We start from the raw sequence: 23,385 nt of genomic DNA, 5'->3' as shown, positions 1-23,385 counted from the left end.
TGAATTAATCCGCGAGGAACAACGGTCCCATCGACGGCTGTGGTAACGCAAAGTGGGATGGGTAATCCACCGCCACCAGATACAACCCCTCTGCCCGGGCTGTGGCTGCGGCTAATGTCCGATCCTTCGCCGCCAGCAGCGTTGCCATCCATGACTCCGGCTTATTGCCGCAGCCTATCTCCATCAGGCTGCCCACGATATTGCGCACCATGTGATGCACAAAGGCGTTGGCTTTGATATCCACAATCACGTAGGGGCCCTGACGCGTCACGTTGAGGTGAATCACGTTGCGCCACGGTGTACGCGACTGGCACTGCACGGCTCGGAATGAGGTGAAATCATTCTCGCCTAACAAACACTGCCCGGCTCGCTGCATTTTCTCTGCATCCAGAGGATGGTAAAAGTGCGTCACGCCCTGCGCCAGCACTGCCGGACGCAGGCGCTGATTGTAGATCAGGTAGCGATAGCGTCGGGCCGTGGCGCTGAAGCGGGCATGAAATTCATCCGGCACCGCTTTCACCCAGCGCACCGCAATATCCGGCGGCAGATTAGCGTTGACGCCCAGCGTCCAGGCGCCATCAGGCCGCTGCGAGGTGGTCTCGAAATGGACCACCTGCCCCGTCCCGTGTACGCCTGCATCGGTGCGGCCAGCACAAAAAATGCTGACCGGATGATCGGCGACTTTCGACAGCGCGCGCTCAACCTTCTCCTGCACGCTGCGGACTTCATTCTGACGCTGCCAGCCGTAGTAACGGCTGCCGTCATACTCGATGCCGAGCGCCAGTTTTTGCGTCTGACCATCGGACATGGTTACAGATACTCCTGAACCAGTTTCTCAGCGGTTTTCACCGCCATCAGTGCGCCGCCAAAACGAATGTTGTCCGCCACTGACCAGAACTGCAGCAGTTCGGGGATACCGTAGTCGTTGCGCACAGCGCCGATGCTCAGTTCGCCGTTGCCTGAGGCATCCGTGACCGGCGTCGGCACTTCATCCTCTTCGCTAAGACGAATATCTGACGCCAGCGCCAGTTCGGCACGCGCTTCTTCCGCAGAGAGCGGGCGCAGGTTTTCGATATGCACAATCTGCGCATTACCGTAGAACACCGGAGCCTGTACGCTGCTGACCGCGATTGGTAAGCCTTCGTCCTGCAATACCTTACGCACCTGATCAATCAGGCGACGCTCACTCTCCACGCTGCCTTCTGCGTCGGCCTGTTGTGGCATCAGGTTAAACGCCAGCTGACGACCAAAATGGTGTTCATCGGCCGGAATACCGTTCAGCAGGCGGGCACTTTCCCCGGCCAGCGCATCGACAGCCACTTTGCCGTAGCTGGAGACTGAGATCAGGTTAGTCACCTGTAAACGACTCAATCCGGCTGCATCCACCAGCGGTTTAATTGCGGTCAGCAGCTGGCTTACCAGGTTATCCGCCACGCTGATGATGTTGCGATTGCGATAATCTGCCAGCACCTGCGGATTCACATCCGGCACCACCAGCGGCACATCGGGTTCCAGCGCAAACAGCTCGCTGCTGTCGATCACCAGACAACCGGCATTGGCCGCTTCCTCGGCAAAGCGCGCCGAGGCGTCACGTCCCGCCACGAAAAAGGCCAGCTGCGCCTGTGACCAGTCGAACGTCTCCGCATTTTCGACCCGCACCGAGCGGCCTTCGAAACGTTTGATTTCGCCCGCGCTGTTTTCGCTGGCCAGCAAATATAATTCACCAACCGGGAACTGGCGTTCCGCCAGCAGTTCCAGTACAGCGTTCCCTACTGCGCCTGTCGCGCCAAGTAGCGCAATATTCCAGCCGTCAGACATGTTGGTTTACTCCAGACAATGACATAAAAACAGAAGGCGGTGATATTCACCGCCCAGGGATTCAGATTTATCCCCGTCGTCTTTCACGTTGCATCTTTGTTGGCTGCGTTCACTCACCCGAATCACTTACATGAGTAAGCTCATCGGGATTCGTTCTCTTGCCGCCTCAATGCAACCCGAAATCCATTGGGTATATCCCCCCAGAACCCGCCGTCATGCAGACATGCCAGCAGCGCGCGCCTTCCGTTCACTGATTAATTCAGTGCAGAAATCGCGCCAGGGCGCCTGACCTGTAGCGCCCGCTATTCCGGGGAGATGATTGCGTTAAAGCCCAGCTGGTTCAGCAGCTCAGCGGTTGTGGCGTCATCGCAGTTCACCTGCAGCGATGACCACTCGCGGCGCTCCTGATACTGCTTGCGCAGGCGATCAAACTCGCCGGGTTTCGCCGCCACTTTACGCAGGGGGGCATCATCGCGGCGCACATCATACACCAGATGCGCCAGGCGTTTCAGCGTTGGCTGATCCAGCGGGCCATTCAGGGTGATTTCACTGAATTCCGGCACCGGCAGTAAGGTACTGAGCGGCACCTGCTGCGGCTGACCAATAAAGTCGCACCAGGCTTCAAACACCTGGGTGGTGCCGCGCGCTTTGCCTTCCAGCGTGTAGCCCGCGATGTGCGGCGTGGCGATATCGACCTTATCCAGCAGCGCCAGCGACAGATCCGGCTCCGGCTCCCAGACATCCAGCACGACGCTAAGATCGTGCCGCATTTTCAGCACCTCCAGCAGCGCGCTGTTGTCCACCACTGGGCCGCGACAGGCGTTGATCAGAATAGTATTAGGCTTTAGCGCCATCAGCAGCGCCGCATCCGCCAGATGCCAGCTTTTATACGGGCCCTCTTTAAACAGCGGCGTATGGAACGTCAGAATATCAGCCTGCTCTGTCACAGCCTCCAGCGACAGGAAATCCCCCTCGTCACCGCGATCGGCGCGCGGCGGATCGCACAGCAGGGTTTTGATGCCCCAGGCCTCAAGACGCTTTTGCAGTCGCCCACCGACGTTACCGACGCCAACGATGCCGACAGTGCGGTCACGCAGCTGGAAACCATCGCGTTCCGCCAGCAGCAGCAGCGCAGAAAAAACATACTCCACCACCGCAATGGCGTTACAGCCGGGTGCGGCAGAGAACGCAATGCCCGCCTGCTGCAGCCAGTTCTCGTCGATATGATCGGTGCCCGCCGTGGCGGTTCCGACAAATTTCACCGGCTTTCCTGCCAGCAGGGCCTCATTAACCTGGGTGACTGAGCGCACCATCAGGCCATCGGCATCGGCCAGTTCAGCCACCGGCAGCGGACGCCCCGGCACCGCGACCACGTCGCCGGTACGGCTGAATAGCTCACGGGCATAAGGCATATTTTCATCGACCAGAATTTTCACCACGGCTTTCCTGTCAGTTACATATCAGGCAATTATTCTGGCACAAAGCGACGCGTTAGCCTAACCGCGCACGGTAGCGTTCGGGCGTGGTTCCCGCCTGTTGCTGGAACATCACAATCAGTGCCGAAGCTGAACTGTATCCCAGCTCATGGGCGATGCTCTGCACGCTTTCCCCCTGCTCCAGCAGCACAATGGCGCGCAGAAACCGCAGCCGCTGCCGCCACTCGCCAAAGGTCATATGAAGCTGCTGCTGGCAGCGACGCGCCAGCGTCCGTTCGGTGGTAAAGACCCGCGCCGCCCAGCCTGCCAGCGTGGTGTTATCGCCCGGATGCGCTTCCAGCGCATGTAACACCGGCGCCAGAAATTTATCGTCAGAGGTGGGCAGATAACTCTCCTGTACCTGCGCCAGCTGCAGGCGATCGCGCAGCACCTCGCACAGCCGCCACTGCGCATCCGTTTCGGGTTGCTCGATTTGCTGCTCAGCAAACTCATCCATAATGGCATGTGCAATGGGATCGACCAGCAGCAGGCAGGCGCGCCGGGGCAGATCGGCGCATAACGGAGCCGCCAGATTAAAGGTACGGAACTGTGCCTGACGATGGTTATAGCTACTATGAAGCTGACCCGGTGGGATCCAGACCGGAATATCTGCCGGTGTCAGCAATCGCTCACCCTCGACCTGCATCTCCAGTACGTGGCTTTTCACCATAATGAGCTGACCCCAGGCATGCGCATGCGGCAGATATTCGGTGCGGGCATTGGCCTGCTCATAACGCATAAAGTAGCGCAGTTGCGGCGCGTCAAGGGGCGGCTGGTAGATCACTTTCAGGGTCATTCTGTCCGCTCCACAACTAATTTTGTCCGATATTAACTATCTGAATAAATCCGGACAAGCGTACACTGCGCCTCATTATGGCGTGTGGAGAGTCAGCATGTTTTTCCTGTACCCGCTCTTTGCGGTAATAATCTGGTCGATCAACTCAATTGTCAGCAAACTCTCGGCGGATGCGATCGATCCGGCGGCGATCTCATTCTACCGCTGGTTACTGGCGCTGCTGGTGCTGACGCCCTTTGTGCTGCCCGGCGTCTGGCGCACGCGTCAGGTCATTAAACCGCACCTCTGGCGGCTGGCGATCCTTGGCCTGCTCGGCATGGTGCTCTATCAGAGTCTCGCCTACTACGCAGCACAAAGTGTCAGCGCACTCTTTATGGGCATTATCGGCGCCCTCATCCCCCTGCTCACCGTGCTGCTGAGCGTGGTGATCCTACGGATTGCGCCGACGCTGGGCATCCTGCTCGGCAGCATCATCTCCTTTACCGGTCTGGTGTGGCTGGTCAGTGAGGGCAACGTGATGCAGCTGCTGAATCACGGTCTGGGCAAAGGTGAACTGCTGATGCTGGCCGCCTCCGCCGCCTATGCGCTGTATGGCGTGCTGACACGACGCTGGGCACTGCCGCTGCCGATCTGGCAAAGCCTGTATGTGCAGATTTTATTTGGCGTCGTTCTGCTGCTGCCTGGTTTTCTGCTGGCCCCCGAGGTGGCGCTTAACCGACACAACCTGCCGCTGGTGGCCTTTGCCGGTCTGTTTGCTTCGATCATCGCGCCGTTCCTGTGGATCCACGGTGTGCAGCGTCTGGGTGCCAGCACCACCAGTATCTTTATGAATCTGATCCCGGTATTTACCGCGGTGATCGCGGTGATTTTTCTGCATGAGCAACTACACAGTTACCACTGGATTGGCGGCGGTCTGACGCTTGGCGGTGTGATACTGGCGCAGCGGCTGCGTACCCCCTTAACCCGCCGTAAACCGGTGAGTCACCCGCTGCCCTGAATAGCGCGGCCGGCAGATTACGGGTAGCGGCTGTGGCGAGTGAGGGTACTGTTGAGGATGGCAGTGAAGAGAGGCTACAGCTGAAGCGTAAATCTCGCGCCGAAACGCATGTCCCCCGTGGGATTTCCCGGGGGCTTTTGCTATCATGGCCTATTCATTTTCCGGCGCACCCCACGCTGTTCTGTTTTCCCAAGGAATCCGCCATGCAACCACTCAGCGGCCCCGGTGTGCCGGTCGGCGATCGTTCATCTGTCAATCCGCAAACTGGCGTTACGCGTCACGGTTCAGTGGCCGGTGAACAGCCCCTCTCCCCTGCGCAGCGCACGACGTTAGAACGCCTGATCGTGCGTATCTCATCGCTCAGTAATCTTAAAGCGCCTGAACTGTGGGCGGGCGTACGCCATGAAGTGGGCGTAAAAAGTGAAGCGGAGTTGCAGTCGCGTCATTTTCCGGCAGCGGAACAGTACCTTAATGGCCGCCTTACGCAGACGCAAAATGGGCATGCCACACGCCAGCTGATGACCCAGCTCACCGATCTGCTGCCGAAAGGGAATAACCGTCAGGCCGTCAGCGACTTTATCCGTCAGCAATTTGGTCAGACCGTACTGAGCGCGCTGAGCCAGGATCAGCTGCGCCAGGTGCTGACGATGCTGCAGAACGGGCAGATGACGATTCCTCAGCCGCAGCAGATCCGCGTCAGCGATCGCACGCTGCTGCCTGCCGAGCACCATACGCTGAATCAGCAGGTGGTACGCCTGGCCGCTGCCACTGGCGAATCCACCGGTAAGCTGTGGACGGCTGCGCTGAAACTGGTCAACCTCACCAGCGGTGATCCCATCCCGTCGCGCCACTTCCCGCTGCTGACCCAGTATCTGCAGGTGCGCCAGACGTTGAGTCAGCACAGTGCACCGACGCTGCAATTGCTGGAAGCGTCCCTGAAACAGCCGCTTGATCAGCAGGAGCGGCAGCAACTGGAGGATTACAGCCAGCAGCGTTTTCAGGCGACACCGCAGACGGTGCTCACCGTAACGCAGACCCAGGATCTGCTGAACTTCCTGTTCAGCCGGCGCGCCGACCGGGCAGAAAAACTTCTCGAACAGCCGCTGGCTGCCAGCGAGATAAAACCCCAGCCGATCTGGTCACCCTTTGTTGCGTCGCTGCCGCCCGCGATTCAGCCTCTGGCAGAGCGCCCCCTGCTGGGCTTCTTTGTCGCACTGGTCGTCATCACCCTTTTACTCTGGGTGGTCCTCTGAGTTAACAGCCACAGAATGCTTTGGGCGCGGCGACTGGCCATTCGCCCGGTGCATCACCCCAGGTCAGCGGATGACCGTCACGTTTCCAGAAATCCAGCCCGCCAATCAACTCCTTCACCTGAAATCCCAGCGAGGCCAGTTTCCAGGCCGCTTTCGTCGAGCCGTTACAGCCAATGCCGTCACAATACGTGACATAAACTTTGCTGCGATCGAGCCGGGCCGTGGTAGTGGCATCCATCTCGCGATGCGGAAAGTTGATCGCGCCGCAAATATGCCCGGCGCGATAAGCCTCCGGTGCGCGAGCATCGATTACCACGATATCCGGGATTTGCCGCCCCAGATCTTCCGCCAGATCCCAGGCGTCGGTGTAAAAAGCGAGTTTTGCCTGCAGATAGTCGAGGCTTTGCTGCGGGGTGGCGGCCGGAATTCGTAAAACCGATGACATAGCGATTCTCCTGTTGTGGTGAGTCTGCAGTTTACGGCAAAGTGGACTGCTTACTGATACCCATTCCCCATCAGGTATAAGACCCATATGTCTTCACCGTTATTACAACTTTTCCAGCATCAGACCAGTGGCGGCGTGCGCGAGCGGCTCTGCTCTACCCTGCGACTGGCGATCAACCGGCACCATCTGCATGCTGGTCAGCAGTTGCCGTCCAGTCGGCAGCTGGCGCAGGATCTGCGTCTGTCACGTGTGACGGTGGAAGCGGCCTACGGACAGCTGGAAAGTGAAGGCTATCTGCGACGCGAGACCGGTCGCGGTACTTTTGTTGCCATCATCATCCCCACCCACTCATCATCATTTCCGGCCCGGCCTCAGCCCGTCCGTTTCTCGGCGCGGGGCCAGCAGGTACTGGCAACCGGTGGCTGTCAGGATCCCCCTTTTCCCCATGCATTCGCCGCCGGTTCACCGGAGTTACGCGCTTTTCCCCATGACACGTGGCGACGCCTCGGCAGCAGCGTGCAGCGTTCACTGGGCAGTGCCGCAATGGGATATGGCGATCCCTGCGGCTACCTGCCGTTACGCAGCGCACTCGCGGATTATCTGGCACTTTCCCGGGGCGTGGCATGCCAGCCGGAACAGGTGATCATTCTGACCAGTTCACAACAGGCACTGCAGTTACTGGCTTTGATGTTCGTCGATCCCGGTGATGAGGTATGGATGGAGGAGCCGGGCTATCCTGGTGCGCGTAACGCCTTTCTGGCTGCCGGCGCACAGGTGCGCGGGATTGAGGTCGATGCCGAAGGTGCCATCCCCGCCAGCGGCAGTGCAAAACTGATGTATCTGACGCCATCGCATCATTACCCTACCGGCGTGACGCTGAGCCTGACGCGACGCCTGGCGTGGCTGGACTGGGCGCAGCGCAACCGGTGCTGGCTGATCGAAGACGATTATGACAGCGAATTTCACTACGACGAACGTCCTATCCCTGCGCTACAGGGACTGGATCGCCATCAGCGGGTGATTACGCTGGGCACCTTCTCGAAGTCGCTGTTTCCCTCCCTGCGGCTGGCCTGGATGGTGGTCCCGCCCGCGCTGATTACCCCCATAGGCCAGGCACGCAGCGTGCTGGATGGACACAGCGCCCTGCTGCCGCAGGCTGTCACAGCCGCCTTTCTGCAACAGGGACATTTCGCCAGCCATCTGCGGCTGATGCGTCAGCTCTATCACAGCCGTCGCGATCTGCTGCTGACGCTAATCGCTCAGCAACTGTCGCCGTGGATCACGCCGATTGTCAGCAGCGGCGGATTACAGGTAACTGTCAGACTGCAACAGGATGAAGCGCGATTAAGCGCATTGGCGGCTCAACAGGGTTTGCTGCTGCCGCGTCTGAGTCCGCTCTATGCCGGGCCTTCATCTCAGCAAGGCTGGATGCTGGGCTTTGCCGCACTGACGCCTGACGAGATTGTGGCAGGATGCGATACATTGCTGCGGCTGCTGCAGCGGGAGGGCTAAAACGGAGGGTTGAACGAGGTAAAGCGGATGGGCTGTAAAACAAAAAGGGCCGGCAAGCCGGCCCTTCAGAGTGCTGACGTAATAATTACGCCTGATATTTACGCATGGTCAGCGTGGCGTTGGTGCCGCCAAAACCAAAGCTGTTAGACATCACGGTAGTCAGCTCTTTTTCCATCGGCTCAGTGACGATGTTCATACCGGTTGCTGCCGCATCAAGCGAGGTGATGTTGATGCTTGGCGCGATAAAGCCATGCTCCAGCATCAGCAGCGAGTAGATCGCTTCCTGCACGCCAGCCGCACCCAGAGAGTGGCCGGTCATCGCTTTCGTTGCTGAGATGTATGGCGTGTTATCGCCAAACACTTCACGAATCGCACCCAGCTCTTTCACATCACCCACCGGGGTAGAGGTTCCGTGGCTGTTCAGATAGTCAATCGGGGTATCGACACCGTGCATCGCCATCTTCATGCAGCGCACTGCGCCTTCACCTGATGGAGCAACCATGTCTGCACCGTCTGAAGTGGCACCATAACCGACGATTTCGGCATAGATATGCGCACCACGTGCCAGCGCATGCTCCAGTTCTTCAACGACGACCATGCCACCGCCACCGGCGATAACAAAGCCGTCGCGCTCATTGTCATAAGTGCGTGACGCTTTTTCTGGCGTGTCGTTGTAACGGGTAGAGAGCGCGCCCATGGCGTCGAACTCACAGGCCATTTCCCAGCACAGCTCTTCGCCGCCGCCCGCAAAAACGATATCCTGTTTGCCAAGCTGGATCTGCTCAACGGCGTTACCGATACAGTGCGCAGAGGTGGCACAGGCGGAGCTAATGGAGTAGTTTACGCCATGAATTTTGAATGGCGTTGCGAGGCAGGCAGAGACGCCAGAGGCCATCGCTTTGGTGACAACATAAGGGCCAACCGCTTTCAGGCCGCGTGGGCTGCGCATTGCGTCAGCACCAAATACCTGGAAACGTGGGGAGCCGCCGCCTGAACCCGCAATCAGACCCACACGTGGGTTGCTCTGATACGCTTCAGCGCTAAGGCCAGAATCTTTAATCGCTTCTTCCATGGAAAGATAAGCATAGATGGACGCATCACTCATAAAGCGCACAACTTTGCGATCGATGAGGCCGGTGGTATCTAATTTAACGTTACCCCAGACGTGACTACGCATGCCGGAATCTTTCATCTCTTCAGAAAAGGTGATGCCAGAGCGTCCTTCACGCAGAGATGACAGCACCTCCTGCTGGTTATTACCAATACTGGAAACGATCCCTAAGCCAGTAATCACAGCACGTTTCATTCAATCTTCCTCATCCACTTCTTCTTAATTGGCATGCACTCTAGCGTACACTTGTACGCCGAACAAGTCCGATCAGCTATTTCCTTTTGTAAATTTGCGTCATGTCACGCGGGTCGCTAGAATCGCGCCACTGCCTGAAAAACGAGCCTTTACCGTGAAATTGACCCCGGTTGAACATGCAAAGCTAAACTGGAATGAACAGGGTACACCTGTTTCCCGAGCGTTTGGCGATGTCTATTTCTCTAATGACAACGGTCTGGAAGAGACACGCTATGTCTTCCTTGGCGGCAACGGTTTTCCCCAGCGTTTTACTGAGCATCCGCGCGATCTGCTGATCGTGGCGGAGAGCGGTTTTGGCACCGGTCTTAATTTCCTGACGCTGTGGCAGGCGTTCGATGCGTTTCAGCGCGAACAGCCCGACGCCACTTTAAAACGTCTGCATTTCATCAGCTTTGAGAAATTTCCGTTAACCCGTGAAGATTTAACTGCGGCGCAGCAGCACTGGCCCGAACTGGCCCCCTGGGCGGAGGCGCTGCAGGCGCAGTGGCCCGCTGCCCTGCCCGGCTGTCAGCGTCTGCTGTTTGATGGCGGCCGCATCACGCTCGACCTGTGGCTGGGCGATATTAACCTGCTGATGGGCCAGCTGGATGAGAGCCTGAATCGTCAGGTGGATGCCTGGTTCCTGGATGGGTTCGCGCCCTCAAAGAACCCGGATATGTGGACGCCGGAGCTGTTTGGCATGATGGCAAAACTGGCGCGGCCGCAGGGGACCTTCGCGACCTTTACGGCCGCAGGTATTGTCCGGCGCGGTCTGCAGCAGGCGGGCTTTGCGGTCATCCGCCGCAAAGGATTTGGTCCGAAGCGCGAAATGCTATGCGGGCCGTTGCAGGATGCGCCTCCGCTGCCCGCCGCGCAGCCCTGGTATCATCGTCAATGTGCGGAGCAGCGTGATGTGGCTCTTATTGGCGGCGGCGTCGCCAGTGCCACCCTGGCGCTGGCGCTGCTGCGTCGCGGCTGGCGGGTAACACTTTATTGCGCCGATGAGGCGCCCGCACTGGGCGCATCCGGCAATCGTCAGGGAGCGCTCTATCCGCTGCTCAATCAGCACGACCCTGCACTTGCCACCTTTTTTCCCTCGGCCTTCAGCTTTGCCCGGCGGCTCTATGATCAATTAACCGTCACCTATGAGCATCACTGGAGCGGTGTGCTGCAGCTGGGCTGGGATGAGAAAAGCCGTAAGAAGATCGATCAGATGCTGGCGATGGACCTGCCTGAAATCATCGCCTGTGGCGTCGATGTGGCAGAAGCTGAAAAACGGGCAAATGTTGAACATGGCTGTGGCGGCATTTTCTATCCGCAAGGCGGCTGGCTCTCACCGGCAGAGCTGACCACCGCGATGCTGGCGCATGGCGAGACCCAGGGATTGCGCATTCACTGGCTGCACCGGGTGAGCGCGCTTTCCCGGGAGGATGATCACTGGACGCTGACGTTCAGCGATCGTCCGGCTGTGCGTCATCCGACCGTCGTACTGGCAAACGGTCATGCGATTGCCGACTTTGCGCAAAGCGCCCCGCTGCCGACCTATCCGGTGGCCGGTCAGGTAAGCCATGTTCCCTCCACGCCGGGCCTCAACGCGCTGCAAACGGTGCTCTGTTACGACGGCTATCTGACGCCTGTCAGCCCGCAGTTTGGTACGCACTGTATCGGGGCCAGCTATCACCGTGGCAATACCGCAACCGCGTATCGGGAAGAGGATCAGCAGCAGAACCGCAGCCGCCTGCTGCATTGCCTGCCTGACAGCAGCTGGGCCGAAACGGTGGATGTCAGTAACGGAGAGGCAAGAATGGGGGTGCGCTGCGCCACCCGGGATCACCTGCCGATGGTGGGCGGCGTGCCGGATTATGCTGCTACGCTGGCGCAGTATGCTGATTTACCGGCACAGCAGGCGGCAGGCGGCGATATCGCTGACGCACCCGATCTTGCGGGCTTGTATCTGTTTGGGGCGCTGGGATCGCGCGGCCTGTGCAGTGCGCCGCTGGCGGCCGAAGTACTGGCAGCTCAGCTGGCGGGCGAGCCGCAGCCTCTGGATGCCAGTACCCTGGCAGCACTCAATCCGAATCGTTACTGGGTGAGGAAATTACTGAAGGGAAAAGCCGTTTAGCGGACGCTAAGGGCGGCACGCCGCCCTGCACCACTACGCGGAGAGCTGGCGTGCCTGAACAAACAGGTTATCCCACATCCCGACCACTAATGCCTGATCGCGCGGCGAAAGTTCTCCGGCAGCAATGGCATTTTGCAAACTGCGGGTCACCTGAATCTGCAGCGCTTCTGGCGTATGTTCGCCCAGTTGCTCCACTTCAGCGACGGCCAGTGTCAGATGCCCGCGCAGATAACCGCTGGCGAACAGCTCATCGTCACTGGCATGCTCGACCATGTCGTCAATCAGGGCCAGAATACGCGCTTCAAATTCTGCGATCATCTCAATTCCTCTTTTAATAATGCCTTTCTGCATCACAGATCGTCCGGCCAGGGAAACTGCGATGCTGTTAATGAAGGCCTGCCATAAAATTCCGCCAGGGCGGTAATAAAACGCGCGGGACGGTCGGGAATGCCCGACGTCAGATAGCTCATGACCTGAGCATGCACTTTACGCTGGAACGCAATGCGATCCGGCTCACAATCCCCGTCGAGATTGTCACAACTCACGTTGAAGGGAAAGCCTGCCGCCGTACAAAACATCCACTCAAGCGCCTGTGGCTTAACTTCCACCGCTTCAAACTGACTCTGGGTCAGCGCATCGCGGCCATCCGGACAGTACCAGTAGCCAAAATCGACCAGTTTGCGGCGCGCTTCACCGGCGATGCACCAGTGAGAGATCTCATGCAGGGCGCTGGCGTAGAAGCCGTGAGCAAAGACCACACGGTTCCACGGCGATTCGGCATCAGCAGGAAGATAGATCGGTTCATCATCGCCTTTAATTAGACGGGTCTGAAATTCATCGCTGAAACAGCGATCAAACAGCGTGATCAGCTGTTCATAATGATGAGTCGGGTTCATGACGGTATCAGGTTTTAGGTTACGATTGCAGCGTGGCAAGCCAGGCCATAACGGCGCTGCCATGGCTGTCCCACAGTAATTTAATGCTCATGACGGCAGACACAATCACCACCATCGGGCGGATCAGCTTCTGTCCGCGGCTCAGCACCAGTCTTGCGCCCAGACGCGCGCCGCAGAAAGCGCCGAGCATCATGATCAGGCCGGTTCCCCACACTACTTTGCCGCCGAACATAAAGAACAGCAGGCTGCCGAGGTTCGAGGTGAAGTTGAGGACCTTGGCATGGGCGGTCGCTTTGGCAAGGTTGTAGCCGCAGAGCGTGACGAAAGCCAGCGCATAAAAAGATCCTGCACCCGGTCCGAAAAATCCGTCATAGAATCCCACAGCCCCGCCGCCGACCAGGGCAAAGGCCAGACCATGCAGACGGCGCGCGCGATCCACTTCGCCGAGGCGCGGCATCAGCAGGAACCACAGACCGATAGCGATTAAAAACAGCGGCAGCATCTGGCGCAGGAAATCCGCCTGCAGGCGCTGAATCAGTATCGCGCCCAGCACAGAACCCAGCAGCGTCATGGCAATGTTCAGCCACTGTTCATTCAGATTGACCGCACCACGCCGGATAAAGTAGAGACTGGCGGAAAACGATCCACCGACCGATTGCAGTTTATTGGTCGCCAGCGCCTGGGCCGGAGAGAGGCCCGCCGCCAGCAACGAAGGTACCGTAAGTAATCCCCCGCCACCCGCGATTGAATCAATAAAACCGGCGAGCATGGCGATTAAAAACAGCAGCCCGACGAGCAGCGGGCTGACCACAAACCAATCCATGGAATCCCTTACAGTAGATGTTTATCCAGCAGGGCCTGACAGGCAGGCGGTAATGGCGGCGGCTCACGTTTAACCGGCGCGCCCGAACCAGGCTGTTTCGGCAGGAACCAGCTCTGCAGCTCTGCGCCACAGCCATCGCCAGCAGGCGGTGCAGGCTGATCTTCACAGCCGATACTGCCCGCCGGGCAGCGCAGGCGCACATGCATATGGGCACGGTGAGCAAACCACGGGCGCACTTTACGCAGCCAGTCACGATCGTTACCCGCATCGGCACAAAGCTGCTTTTTAATCGCCGGATTGACGAAGATCCGTGTCACATCATCATCTTTGGCGGCCAGTTTAATCAGGCTATCAATTTCTGGCTGCCAGTGACGCGCAATCACATTTTTGTCACCCGGCCCGACCAGATCGAGCGGCTGCGGCTTCAGCAGTTGCTGGGCGCTCCAGCGGGTTTTCGGCAGTTGCAGCCAGATATCGACATCCAGTCCGGTCTGATGGCTGGCGTGACCACTGCTGAAACGTCCGCCTGCTGCCATGCCCATGTCACCAATCAGCACGTTGCCCAGTTGCAGGTTATGCACCTGCGTACTGAGACGCTGAATAAACTGAATCAGATCGGGATGACCAAAGTAGCGCCGCTGATCCTGACGCATCACCTGATAGTGCGGTGAATTCAGCGGCAGCGCCTCGGCGCCAACAATACAGCCGTTGGCAAAGCCGCCGATTGACTGCGGTGCACCGGTAATCGGCTGCTGGATGCGTTGCCACGGCGTCGCCGCCAGGCTGGAGGCGCTGATCAACAGCGCACTCAGGGTAAGCAGAAGAGCCTTCATGGCATCACCAGCGCGGTACGGAGCTGTTAACGTCACCGTTCTGCGCCCGCTGGCGCAGCAGATGATCCATCAGGACGATCGCCATCATCGCCTCGGCGATCGGCACTGCGCGGATCCCGACGCAGGGATCGTGGCGGCCTTTGGTGATCATCTCCACTTCTTCGCCGTCGCGGGTAATGGTTTTACCCGGCACGGTGATGCTGGAGGTTGGTTTCATCGCCAGATTGGCGCTGATGGTCTGGCCGCTGCTGATGCCGCCCAGAATCCCCCCGGCGTGGTTGCTCTGGAAACCATCGTGGCGGATCTCGTCGCGATGCTGGCTGCCGCGCTGGTTAACCACCGCAAAGCCGTCGCCGATTTCAACGCCTTTAACGGCATTGATGCTCATCAGCGCATGTGCCAGATCGGCATCCAGTCGGTCAAATACCGGCTCGCCCAGGCCTGGCGGCACGTGATCTGCCATGACCGTGACTTTAGCGCCAATAGAGTCGCCCTCTTTTTTCAGGCCGCGCATCAGTTCATCCAGCGCCTCCAGCTTGTCCGCATCCGGGCAGAAGAACGGATTCTCTTCCACGATGCTCCAGTCTTTCAGCTCACAGGCGATGTCACCAATCTGTGACAGATAGCCGCGCACCACCACACCGTGTTTCATCTGCAGGTATTTCTTGGCTATCGCACCGGCCGCCACGCGCATCGCGGTTTCGCGCGCCGACGAGCGGCCACCGCCACGATAGTCACGCTGACCATATTTCTGCTCATAGGTGTAATCAGCATGGCCCGGCCGGAAGAGATCTTTGATAGCGCCGTAATCCTGCGAACGCTGATCGGTGTTCTCAATCAGCAGGCCAATCGAGGTGCCGGTGGTCACCCCCTCAAACACACCGGACAAAATTTTCACCTGATCCGGCTCGCGGCGCTGCGTGGTATAGCGCGATGTGCCAGGGCGGCGGCGATCAAGATCATGCTGAATATCCGCTTCGGTCAGCGGAATGCCTGGCGGCACGCCGTCAACGATACAGCCCAGCGCAAGCCCATGGGACTCGCCAAAGGTCGTTACTCGAAAAAATTGCCCGATGCTGTTTCCGGCCATGCTATTTCCTTCTCAGGGTTCCGCGGGCGATGCTTCGCCCCATTTTTAGTCTTTGTAAAAAGAGAAATGGTGTTGTGCGTCGACAATCTGCTGGCGCGTCAGCGTAAAGACGCCGTCACCGCCGTTGTCGAATTCCAGCCAGGTAAAGGGCACATCGGGATACTGCTCGATCATGTGCACCATACTGTTACCCACTTCGCAGACCAGGACGCCCTGCTCGCTGAGATAATCCGGTGCACAGGCCAGAATGCGACGCACCAGCTTCAGGCCGTCGCTGCCTGCCGCCAGCCCCAGCTCTGGTTCGTGGCGATATTCGTTCGGCAGATCATCCATATCTTCCGCATCAACATACGGTGGATTGGTGACGATCAGATCATATTTCAGCGGTGGCAATTCGCGGAACAGGTCAGCGCGAATCGGCGTAACCTGATGAATCAGGCCATGTTCTTCAATGTTCTGCTCAGCAACCGCCAGCGCACCGGTGGAGATATCCACCGCGTCCACTTCCGCTTCCGGGAAGGCATAGGCGCAGGCAATCGCGATGCAGCCGCTGCCGGTACACATATCCAGAATATGATGGGGTGGCGAGCTGACCAGACCGGCAAAGCGGTTCTCAATCAGTTCGCCAATCGGTGAACGCGGCACCAGCACGCGCTCATCAACAAAGAACTCGTGGCCGCAGAACCAGGCTTTATTGGTCAGATAGGCGACCGGAATGCGCTCGTTAACGCGACGAATGACGCGCTCAACGATCAGAAGACGTTCGCTGGCGGTCAGACGCGCATTGCGCATATCTTCAGGAATATCCAGCGGCAGCCAGAGTGACGGCAGGACCAGTTGAACGGCTTCGTCCCAGGGATTGTCTGTGCCATGTCCGTACCAGATTCCGGCAGCGGAAAAGCGGCTGACCGCCCAGCGCAGCATGTCCTGAATGGTGTGCAGTTCGTTCACTGCCTCATCGACGAAAATTTTGTCCACGTAGCCCTCCGCAGGCCTTTTGCTAAATCGGCCAGTAGTGTGCCATGAAGCCGGGGAGAATTCAGCGCAGCGAGGTGAAAAAGCTGACATTTAATGACGCTTAACGGTAAGGTATCGGCTCTGCTGTGTGACAGCCTTTTCTGATATGACTGACCTGCCATGAGTAAAAAAACACCACTAAGCCCGGATGACCAGGCGCTGTTTCGCCAGTTGATGACGGGTACACGCCAGTTAAAACAGGACACGTTTGTCCACAAAGCGCCGGTTAAAACCCGCCACATCCCGGTAAAACGTCTGCTTTCAGAGCAGGCGGACAACAGTCATTACTTTTCGGATGAGTTTCAGCCACTGCTCTCAACGGAAGGTGCCACCCGTTACGTGCGCGCCGATGTCAGCCATTTTGAGCTGAAAAAATTACGTCGTGGCGACTATACGCCGGAGATTTTCCTCGATCTGCACGGCTTAACGCAGCAGCAGGCCAAGCAGGAACTGGGGGCACTGATCGCCGCCTGCCGCCGTGAACATCTGTTCTGCGCCAGCGTCATGACCGGTCATGGAAAGCATATTCTGAAGCAGCAGACGCCGCTGTGGCTGGCCCAGCATCCGTGGGTGATGGCTTTTCATCAGGCACCCAAAATGTTCGGCGGTGACGCCGCGCTGCTGGTTTTGATTGAGATTGAGGAGTGGCAACCGCCTGAATTGCCCTGAGAGGGGCCGGAATGATCGGCCCACAGACGTCAGATTGCTTTAGCCAGCTTTTTGGGACTGACCTGCCACAGCAGTTTACCGGCACTCGCTGCGGGATCGAATTCCACGCAGGCAATAGCGGAAGTGGCAAACATTGGCGGTGCTTCCTGCGGGCACAGTTCAGAGACTAAATACCCCACCAACGGTAAATGTGAGATCACCAGAGCCGATTTCACGCCTTCATTCGCCAGGGCCTGCAGATAACACCCGACCATCTCCGGATCGCCGCCCGGCGTTAATTCCGGCAGAACGTCCTGGCTTTCTGGCAGGGGAAAGGCTTCACGCACGGTCGCGAGCGTTTGCTGCGCGCGTAAATAGGGACTCACCAGGACACGCTCAATGTCCGGCGTCTGGCTGTTAAGCCAGTTGGCCATCTGACGTGATTCATTGCAGCCACATAAGGTTAAAGGCCTGACTGAATCACTGGCTGCTTCCAGAGCCGCATCGCCGTGACGCATGATAAAAACTTGCATAAAGCACCGCTGTTGTTTGTCGACATCGCCCGACGCGTAGCGCCTGACTCTTCACTCTGCGAATGAACGCTGTGTTTTACCCTAATGGCTTTAGTATAGTCAACCGGTTGTTTATTAAATAAGCACTTCTCAGAATCATGCTGCGCCGCACACTCTGGCGGCGCTTTTCTAAGCCGCTGAATCGGATTGGTTATTCCATTTTCAGCAGAAATGTAAAATTTCGTCTATTTTGCAGCCGCCTGAATCAGCGCCTCACAGGGTATGAATCGTTCGCCATGCTGCTGCGCAAGCCGGGTTAATCTGTTGACCACGTCCGTCGCGCCCAGTTTGTCCATGTAGTGGAACGGGCCGCCTAAGAAAGGCGGAAAGCCGATGCCAAACACCGCACCGATATCCCCATCGCGGGCGCAGCGAACCACCTGCTCATCAAGACAGCGAGCCGCTTCGTTCAGCATCATCATCACGCAGCGTTCAGCAATCTGCGCTTCACTCTGCCTGGCCTGCGGCGAGACTTTCAGCAACGTATACAGCGAAGCGTCCGGTTTTTTACGCTGCCAGCGCGGCTGGTCATAGCGATAAAAGCCTTTGCTGTTTTTACGTCCCTTGCGGCCATCTTTCAGCACCGCATCAAAAGCGGCTGGCGCGGCAAAGCGTTCACCATAAGCCTGATACAGGATGGGACTGATTTTGCTGCCAACGTCGATACCGACCTCATCCAGCAGCTGAATCGGGCCGACCGGGAAACCAAACTTCACCAGCGCCCGATCAATATGGTCAATCGGTTCGCCCTCCAGCAGGCAGCGCATCGCTTCATTTATATAGGGCGTCAGGATACGGTTAACATAGAAGCCAGGCTTGTCCGCCACCACAATCGGGGTTTTACCCTGGTTGCGCGCCAGCGCCACAATCGTCACCAGCGTCGCGGTAGAGGTATTGAGATGAGGAATCACCTCCACCAGCGGCATTTTCTCTACCGGACTGAAATAGTGCAGCCCGATGACATTCTCAGGACGCTGGGCGCCGGCGGCAATCGCCTCAATCGGCAGCGAAGAGGTATTTGAGGCAAACAGCGTATGCGGCTGACAGTGTGCCTCCACTTCGCTGACCATCTGCTGCTTCAGGGCTAAATCTTCGAATACGGCTTCAATTACCACGTCGCGCTGTGAGAAGCCCTGATAATCGATGCCGCCCGTGATACGTGCCATCTGCTGCTGATGCTGTGCCGGAGTGAGCTGGCGCCGTTTAACCTTTTTGCTCAGCAGTTCCCAGCTGGTTTTCAGCGCATGGTTCACCCCTTCCAGGCTGATATCTTTAATGCGTACCGGCAACCCGGCGTTGATTGCAGTGACGCTGGCGATGCCGCCGCCCATCAGGCCGCCGCCGAGGATACCAACACGCTTAACGGTGCCGGGTTCCGCTTCACCGCCCCGCTCCTTTTTCATAGCCGTAGTCGCGAAAAAGATCCCGCGCAGCGCAACAGATTCTGGCGTCATCGCCAGCTCACCAAAAGCGCGTGCTTCAGCCTCATGTCCGGCCCGACTTCCCTGCTCCAGCCCGATGCGCACCACCTCAATAATGCGTTTTGCTGCCGGATAGTTACCCTGCGTTTTGGCTGCGGTCTGTCGGGTCGCCAGCGCAAACAGCGCCTGACGGCCAACCGGACCATGCAGCAGACGATCGCGCAGCGGCAGCGTTCGTCCACTAACCTTGCCCTTTTTCACCCGGGCAATGGCGGTCTCCAGCAGAATCGCATGCGGCACCGCGTCATCGACCACGCCCAGCTTACGGGCCTGTTTCGCCCGCAGGGCTTTGCCGGTCAGAATCAGTGGCAGCGCCTGCTGCACGCCGATTAAGCGTGGCAGCCGCTGAGTGCCGCCAGAGCCTGGCAGTAAGCCGAGTTGCACTTCCGGCAAACCGAGGCGGGTTTTATCATCCAGCGAGCAGATACGGGCATCACAGGCCAGCGCCAGTTCCAGTCCGCCGCCGAGGCAGGCGCCGTGGATCGCCGCGACCACCGGGAACGGCAGCGCGTCGAGCGCAGCCATCACTTCCTGGCCCTGTTTTGCCAGCGCTTCGGCTTCCTGCGCGCTCTTACAGCGGTCAATCATGCTGATGTCTGCGCCCGCGATGAAGTTGTCCGCTTTGCCGGAAATCAACACCAGGCCAGCCAGTTGCGGATCGCGCCGCGCTTCCGCAATGATGGCGGTGATCTGCCCGGCAAATTCCGCTTTCAGGGTGTTCATCTTTTCACCAGGGACATCGATCGTAATGATGCCGACGTGATCCAGTCGCATCTTCAGATGAAACGCATTCTGCTCCATTATTCGGCCTCCAGAATCATTGCCGCACCCAGGCCGCCTGCCGCGCAGGCCGTGACCAGTCCTAACCCGCCACCACGACGGCGTAATTCATTCAGCGTCTGGGTGATCATGCGCGCACCCGTGGCGGCAAAAGGATGACCATAGGCGATCGATCCGCCCAGCACGTTAAAGCGCTCTTCATTCACTTCGCCCAGCGCGTGTGGGCGATTCAGCACTTCACGGGCAAAGCGCTCGTCGCGAAACATGTGCAGGTTGCTCAGCGTCTGGGCAGCAAAAGCTTCATGCATATCGATCAGCGTCAGATCGGGCAGGGTTATGCCGGCGCGATCCAGTGCCAGTGGTGAAGCGTATGCCGGGCCCAGCAGCATATCCTGCTGCACACCAATGGCGGTAAAGGCGTAGCTGCGCAGATAGCCCAGCGGCCTGATGCCCAGTTCACGGGCGCGGCCCTCGCGCATCAGAATCACTGCCGCCGCGCCGTCGGTGAGAGGCGTGCTGTTAGCCGCGGTGACGCTGCCGTGCTGGCGATCAAATGCCGGACGCAGTCGGGCGTAATCCTCCGCTTTGGCGTTCATCCGCACGTTATTGTCCTGATCGATGGCGCTTTTCCACGGCGGCACAAAGGCTGCCATGACTTCCTGATTCAGTACCCCGGATTGCCAGGCCCTTGCGGCATGCTGATGGGATCGCAGCGCCAGCGCATCCTGTGCTTCGCGCGTGATGCCGTGACTCTTAGCCATCTGCTCCGCAGTGTCGCCCATGCGCAGGCCGGTCGAATACTCCGCCACTGCGGGCGGGACCGGCAGCAGATCACGCGGGCGCAGACGCCGCAGGATGTGCAGTTTTTGACCGAAGCTGCGGGCTTTATTGAGATCCACCAGCGCGCGGGCCAGCGTTTTACTGACCCCAATCGGCAACACCGACGAAGAGTCTGCGCCACCGGCAATACCGGCAGAGATGGTGCCCGCCAGCAGACTTTCTGCCACATTCGCTACCGCCTGAAAGCTGGTGGCGCAGGCACGGCTGACGCTGTAGGCATCGGTATGCACACTCAACCCGCTGCTTAATACAATTTCACGCGCAATGTTCGGCGCTTCCGGCATCTGCACCACCTGCCCAAAGACCAGTTGCTCGATCACCTCAGCCGGCAGTTCACTGCGCGCCATTAATTCGCTGACCACCATGCGTCCCAGCTCAATGGCGGGAATGCCATGGAAGCCGGTCGCCTGGCGTAAGAAAGGGGTGCGTAATCCGTGGGTTATTGCGATGCGTTCACCATCACGCGTCAGCAGCGGCTGCGCTTTGCTCATTGTTCTCACCTGTGGCTGGGACTGTGGCATCATTGCCTGAAGAGGTCTGACCTGATCAGTGTTAACCACAAGCGGGTGAGCCGCCAATATCGGAAGGGAAAAAGTGCGAAGGGAAACACGAAAATGAAAAACGCCGCAGTGACGCGGCGTAATGGGACTTAACGCAAACCGAGCTGAAAAATCATGGTTTCAGCCTGGCAACTGAAGGTGAAATCGATATCCAGCTGCACTCCCTGATCCACTTCGCTGAAGCGCGATTCAATCAGACAGGGTTCTGATTCAACCTCGCGGGCACGTTCGGTCAGTTGCGCTAATTTCGCTTCCGCATCGGCACGCTGAGCAAACCATTCTGACCAGCTGGCGGTGCAATCGGTGTTATCCATTACCGTGCCGACATCAACACAACAACAGGCTGCGGTTTCGGTCGCACTGCATTTTTTAATGGCATCAGTCATTTCATTCTCCAGACCAGCAATTGCATAGGTTGAGCGATTTTATGGACGAAATCTTACCTGCTCGCTGAAAGATGCGCCACGCACCTGTTGCTAAGTGACGAATATCACAATAAAAATTGATCCAGAACAAACTGGAATGGTTATGCTGTCCAGAATCAGGGGCTTTTTGTTATGCAGATCGAATTTTAAGCGATCAAACCTGAAATATTTAAAAAACAATATTGCAACATGCACACAGGTCGGACCTATACTCTCCGCACTGGTCTGATATGTGCGCTTTACATCAGTCCCTACAATCCGCCGTCCTTTGTTACGCGACGTTATAGCGTTAAATAATAATTCACATGAGGTTGTGGTCATGAACCATAAAAACCTGTTTGCAAAGTCAGCCGTGGCGGCTGCAGTGGCGCTTGTCTCTTCCCACGTTTACGCTGCTGGGTTTCAGTTAAATGAATTCTCTTCGATTGGTTTAGGTCGCGCATATTCAGGCGAAGGGGCAATGGGTGATACCGCGGCGTCTGCCAGCCGTAACCCGGCGACAATGGCGTTAATGGATCGCCCGGAATTTTCTATCGGGGCTGTCTATATTGCGCCGGATGTAAATATCAGTGGTCGCAGTCCCAGTGGCCGCAGCCTGGATGCGAATAATATTGCCCCTAATCAGTGGGTACCCAATATTCATTACGTCCAGCCCATCAACGATCAGTGGTGGATTGGCGCATCTGCAACCTCAAACTACGGCTTAGCAACAGAGTTTAATAATGGCTACACCGCTGGCGGTTACGGCGGTAAAACTGACCTGATGACCGGCAATTTAAATCTCAGCACTGCTTATCGCTTTAATGAACATTTTAGTGCAGGCATCGGTTTTGATGCGGTTTACGCTAAAGCCAAAATTGAGCGTTATGCCGGTGAGTCAGGCGCGAGGCTGGGGGTTCCGGCTGATACGCAGGTTGCCCATCTGAAAGGCGATGAGTGGGGTTACGGCTGGAATGCTGGCATCCTGTATGAAGTGGATGAAAATAACCGCTTCGGCTTTACCTATCGTTCAGAAGTGAAAGTCGACTTTGATGGCGATTACAAAAGTAATCTCTCATCCCGGCTGAATGCGGTGAATAATCCGGAAGTGTCAGGCGTACCTTTTGGCACCAACGGCACCACCGTTCCAGGCGCGTTAACGCTTAATCTGCCAGAGATGTGGGAAGTGTCAGGCTGGCATAAAGTGGCACCGCAGTGGGCCGTTCACTACAGCATGGCTTACACCAGCTGGAGCCAGTTCCAGGAGCTGAAAGCCACTGGCTCTAACGGCCAGACGCTGTTCTATAAAGATGAAAGCTTCCACGATGCCTACCGTATTGCACTGGGCACAACCTATTCCTACGACAAGAACTGGACCTTCCGTACCGGTATTGCGTTTGATGACAGCCCGGTTCCGGCCGATAAGCGCTCTATCTCCATCCCGGACCAGGATCGTTTATGGCTGAGTGCCGGTACTTCTTATGCCTTTAACGATGATGCCTCGGTGGATTTAGGCATCTCTTATATGCACGGACAGAAAGTCACGGTGAAAGAAGGTCCTTATACCTTTACCTCTGAAGGCAAGGCCTGGCTCTACGGCGCGAACTTTAACTATAAGTTCTGACTGGATGGTACGAACAAAAAGGGCGACTCTGGTGAGTCGCCCTTTTTTGTGGCC

At 57.7% G+C, this 23,385-nt stretch carries 22 protein-coding genes; 6 read left to right on the top strand and 16 right to left on the bottom strand.

Going from position 1 to position 23,385, the window contains the following annotated elements; translation table 11 throughout:
* Positions 1 to 4 precede the first annotated feature (4 nt).
* The 4 genes from truA to OK409_RS01240 all read right to left on the bottom strand — a co-directional run bounded on the left by truA (position 5) and on the right by OK409_RS01240 (position 4,089).
* Positions 5 to 808, bottom strand: coding sequence for a tRNA pseudouridine(38-40) synthase TruA (gene truA, locus OK409_RS01255; protein WP_008926481.1), 804 nt, complete (start codon positions 806 to 808; stop codon positions 5 to 7).
* Between the two features lie 2 nt (positions 809 to 810).
* Positions 811 to 1,818 (bottom strand): aspartate-semialdehyde dehydrogenase, encoded by a 1,008-nt coding sequence (locus OK409_RS01250; protein WP_064703769.1) that lies wholly within the window; start codon positions 1,816 to 1,818, stop codon positions 811 to 813.
* Between the two features lie 302 nt (positions 1,819 to 2,120).
* Positions 2,121 to 3,254 (bottom strand): 4-phosphoerythronate dehydrogenase PdxB, encoded by a 1,134-nt coding sequence (pdxB, locus tag OK409_RS01245; protein WP_033778724.1) that lies wholly within the window; start codon positions 3,252 to 3,254, stop codon positions 2,121 to 2,123.
* A 55-nt stretch (positions 3,255 to 3,309) separates the two neighbouring features.
* Positions 3,310 to 4,089 (bottom strand): AraC family transcriptional regulator, encoded by a 780-nt coding sequence (locus tag OK409_RS01240; protein WP_010257982.1) that lies wholly within the window; start codon positions 4,087 to 4,089, stop codon positions 3,310 to 3,312.
* Between the two features lie 97 nt (positions 4,090 to 4,186).
* Between OK409_RS01240 and OK409_RS01235 the strand changes: the two genes are divergently transcribed.
* Both OK409_RS01235 and flk read left to right on the top strand, forming a co-directional pair.
* A complete protein-coding gene (locus tag OK409_RS01235) occupies positions 4,187 to 5,086 on the top strand; it encodes a DMT family transporter (RefSeq protein ID WP_010671444.1) in 900 nt (299 codons plus the stop codon).
* 203 nt (positions 5,087 to 5,289) lie between these two features.
* On the top strand, positions 5,290 to 6,339 hold the full coding sequence (flk, locus tag OK409_RS01230) for a flagella biosynthesis regulator Flk (RefSeq protein ID WP_010257977.1): 1,050 nt from the start codon (positions 5,290 to 5,292) through the stop codon (positions 6,337 to 6,339).
* 1 nt (position 6,340) lies between these two features.
* Here the strand turns inward: flk and OK409_RS01225 are convergent, their stop codons facing one another.
* Complete coding sequence (locus OK409_RS01225) at positions 6,341 to 6,784, bottom strand: rhodanese-like domain-containing protein (protein WP_010671442.1); 444 nt, start codon at positions 6,782 to 6,784, stop codon at positions 6,341 to 6,343.
* 87 nt (positions 6,785 to 6,871) lie between these two features.
* Here OK409_RS01225 and OK409_RS01220 point away from each other — a divergent pair, with 87 nt between their 5' ends.
* On the top strand, positions 6,872 to 8,296 hold the full coding sequence (locus OK409_RS01220) for a PLP-dependent aminotransferase family protein (protein WP_089413977.1): 1,425 nt from the start codon (positions 6,872 to 6,874) through the stop codon (positions 8,294 to 8,296).
* An 85-nt stretch (positions 8,297 to 8,381) separates the two neighbouring features.
* On the opposite strand, the gene fabB is transcribed toward OK409_RS01220, so the two are convergent.
* Positions 8,382 to 9,602, bottom strand: a complete 1,221-nt coding sequence (gene fabB, locus OK409_RS01215; protein ID WP_010257968.1) for a beta-ketoacyl-ACP synthase I — start codon at positions 9,600 to 9,602, stop codon at positions 8,382 to 8,384.
* 154 nt (positions 9,603 to 9,756) lie between these two features.
* Here fabB and mnmC point away from each other — a divergent pair, with 154 nt between their 5' ends.
* Positions 9,757 to 11,763, top strand: coding sequence for a bifunctional tRNA (5-methylaminomethyl-2-thiouridine)(34)-methyltransferase MnmD/FAD-dependent 5-carboxymethylaminomethyl-2-thiouridine(34) oxidoreductase MnmC (gene mnmC / locus OK409_RS01210; protein ID WP_264366661.1), 2,007 nt, complete (start codon positions 9,757 to 9,759; stop codon positions 11,761 to 11,763).
* Positions 11,764 to 11,796: 33 nt separating this feature from the next.
* On the opposite strand, the gene OK409_RS01205 is transcribed toward mnmC, so the two are convergent.
* The 6 genes from OK409_RS01205 to prmB are packed head-to-tail and all read right to left on the bottom strand — an operon-like array spanning position 11,797 to position 16,383.
* Positions 11,797 to 12,081, bottom strand: a complete 285-nt coding sequence (locus tag OK409_RS01205; RefSeq protein ID WP_010257960.1) for a YfcL family protein — start codon at positions 12,079 to 12,081, stop codon at positions 11,797 to 11,799.
* 32 nt (positions 12,082 to 12,113) lie between these two features.
* Entirely contained in the window at positions 12,114 to 12,659 is a 546-nt protein-coding gene (locus tag OK409_RS01200) for an elongation factor P hydroxylase (RefSeq protein WP_003854284.1), read from the bottom strand.
* A 19-nt stretch (positions 12,660 to 12,678) separates the two neighbouring features.
* Complete coding sequence (locus OK409_RS01195) at positions 12,679 to 13,482, bottom strand: sulfite exporter TauE/SafE family protein (protein ID WP_010257955.1); 804 nt, start codon at positions 13,480 to 13,482, stop codon at positions 12,679 to 12,681.
* Positions 13,483 to 13,490: 8 nt separating this feature from the next.
* On the bottom strand, positions 13,491 to 14,315 hold the full coding sequence (mepA, locus tag OK409_RS01190; RefSeq protein ID WP_010257953.1) for a penicillin-insensitive murein endopeptidase: 825 nt from the start codon (positions 14,313 to 14,315) through the stop codon (positions 13,491 to 13,493).
* Between the two features lie 4 nt (positions 14,316 to 14,319).
* On the bottom strand, positions 14,320 to 15,405 hold the full coding sequence (aroC, locus tag OK409_RS01185; RefSeq protein ID WP_010257950.1) for a chorismate synthase: 1,086 nt from the start codon (positions 15,403 to 15,405) through the stop codon (positions 14,320 to 14,322).
* Between the two features lie 45 nt (positions 15,406 to 15,450).
* Positions 15,451 to 16,383, bottom strand: coding sequence for a 50S ribosomal protein L3 N(5)-glutamine methyltransferase (gene prmB, locus OK409_RS01180; protein WP_137240805.1), 933 nt, complete (start codon positions 16,381 to 16,383; stop codon positions 15,451 to 15,453).
* A 159-nt stretch (positions 16,384 to 16,542) separates the two neighbouring features.
* On the opposite strand from prmB, the gene smrB reads away from it, so the two are divergent.
* A complete protein-coding gene (gene smrB, locus OK409_RS01175) occupies positions 16,543 to 17,091 on the top strand; it encodes an endonuclease SmrB (RefSeq protein ID WP_010257944.1) in 549 nt (182 codons plus the stop codon).
* 29 nt (positions 17,092 to 17,120) lie between these two features.
* On the opposite strand, the gene sixA is transcribed toward smrB, so the two are convergent.
* From sixA to OK409_RS01155, 4 genes are all read right to left on the bottom strand, one after another.
* Positions 17,121 to 17,603, bottom strand: a complete 483-nt coding sequence (sixA, locus tag OK409_RS01170; RefSeq protein ID WP_010257941.1) for a phosphohistidine phosphatase SixA — start codon at positions 17,601 to 17,603, stop codon at positions 17,121 to 17,123.
* 224 nt (positions 17,604 to 17,827) lie between these two features.
* On the bottom strand, positions 17,828 to 19,924 hold the full coding sequence (fadJ, locus tag OK409_RS01165) for a fatty acid oxidation complex subunit alpha FadJ (RefSeq protein ID WP_264366660.1): 2,097 nt from the start codon (positions 19,922 to 19,924) through the stop codon (positions 17,828 to 17,830).
* The gene (gene fadI, locus OK409_RS01160; protein ID WP_258994910.1) at positions 19,924 to 21,234 is read right to left on the bottom strand and encodes an acetyl-CoA C-acyltransferase FadI; all 1,311 of its coding nucleotides are present in this window, start codon (positions 21,232 to 21,234) and stop codon (positions 19,924 to 19,926) included. The genes fadJ and fadI overlap by 1 nt, the downstream gene beginning before the upstream one ends.
* A 158-nt stretch (positions 21,235 to 21,392) precedes the next feature.
* On the bottom strand, positions 21,393 to 21,689 hold the full coding sequence (locus OK409_RS01155) for a YfcZ/YiiS family protein (protein ID WP_010671435.1): 297 nt from the start codon (positions 21,687 to 21,689) through the stop codon (positions 21,393 to 21,395).
* 358 nt (positions 21,690 to 22,047) lie between these two features.
* On the opposite strand from OK409_RS01155, the gene fadL reads away from it, so the two are divergent.
* Positions 22,048 to 23,331 (top strand): long-chain fatty acid transporter FadL, encoded by a 1,284-nt coding sequence (fadL, locus tag OK409_RS01150; RefSeq protein ID WP_010671434.1) that lies wholly within the window; start codon positions 22,048 to 22,050, stop codon positions 23,329 to 23,331.
* Positions 23,332 to 23,385 lie beyond the last annotated feature (54 nt).

Origin of the sequence: Pantoea sp. RG18 (assembly GCF_025910075.1) — a bacterium.
Taxonomy (GTDB): Bacteria; Pseudomonadota; Gammaproteobacteria; order Enterobacterales; family Enterobacteriaceae; genus Pantoea; species Pantoea agglomerans.
The sequence above is the reverse complement of the archived record's forward strand: the minus strand, read 5'-3'. Positions and strand labels throughout refer to the sequence as shown.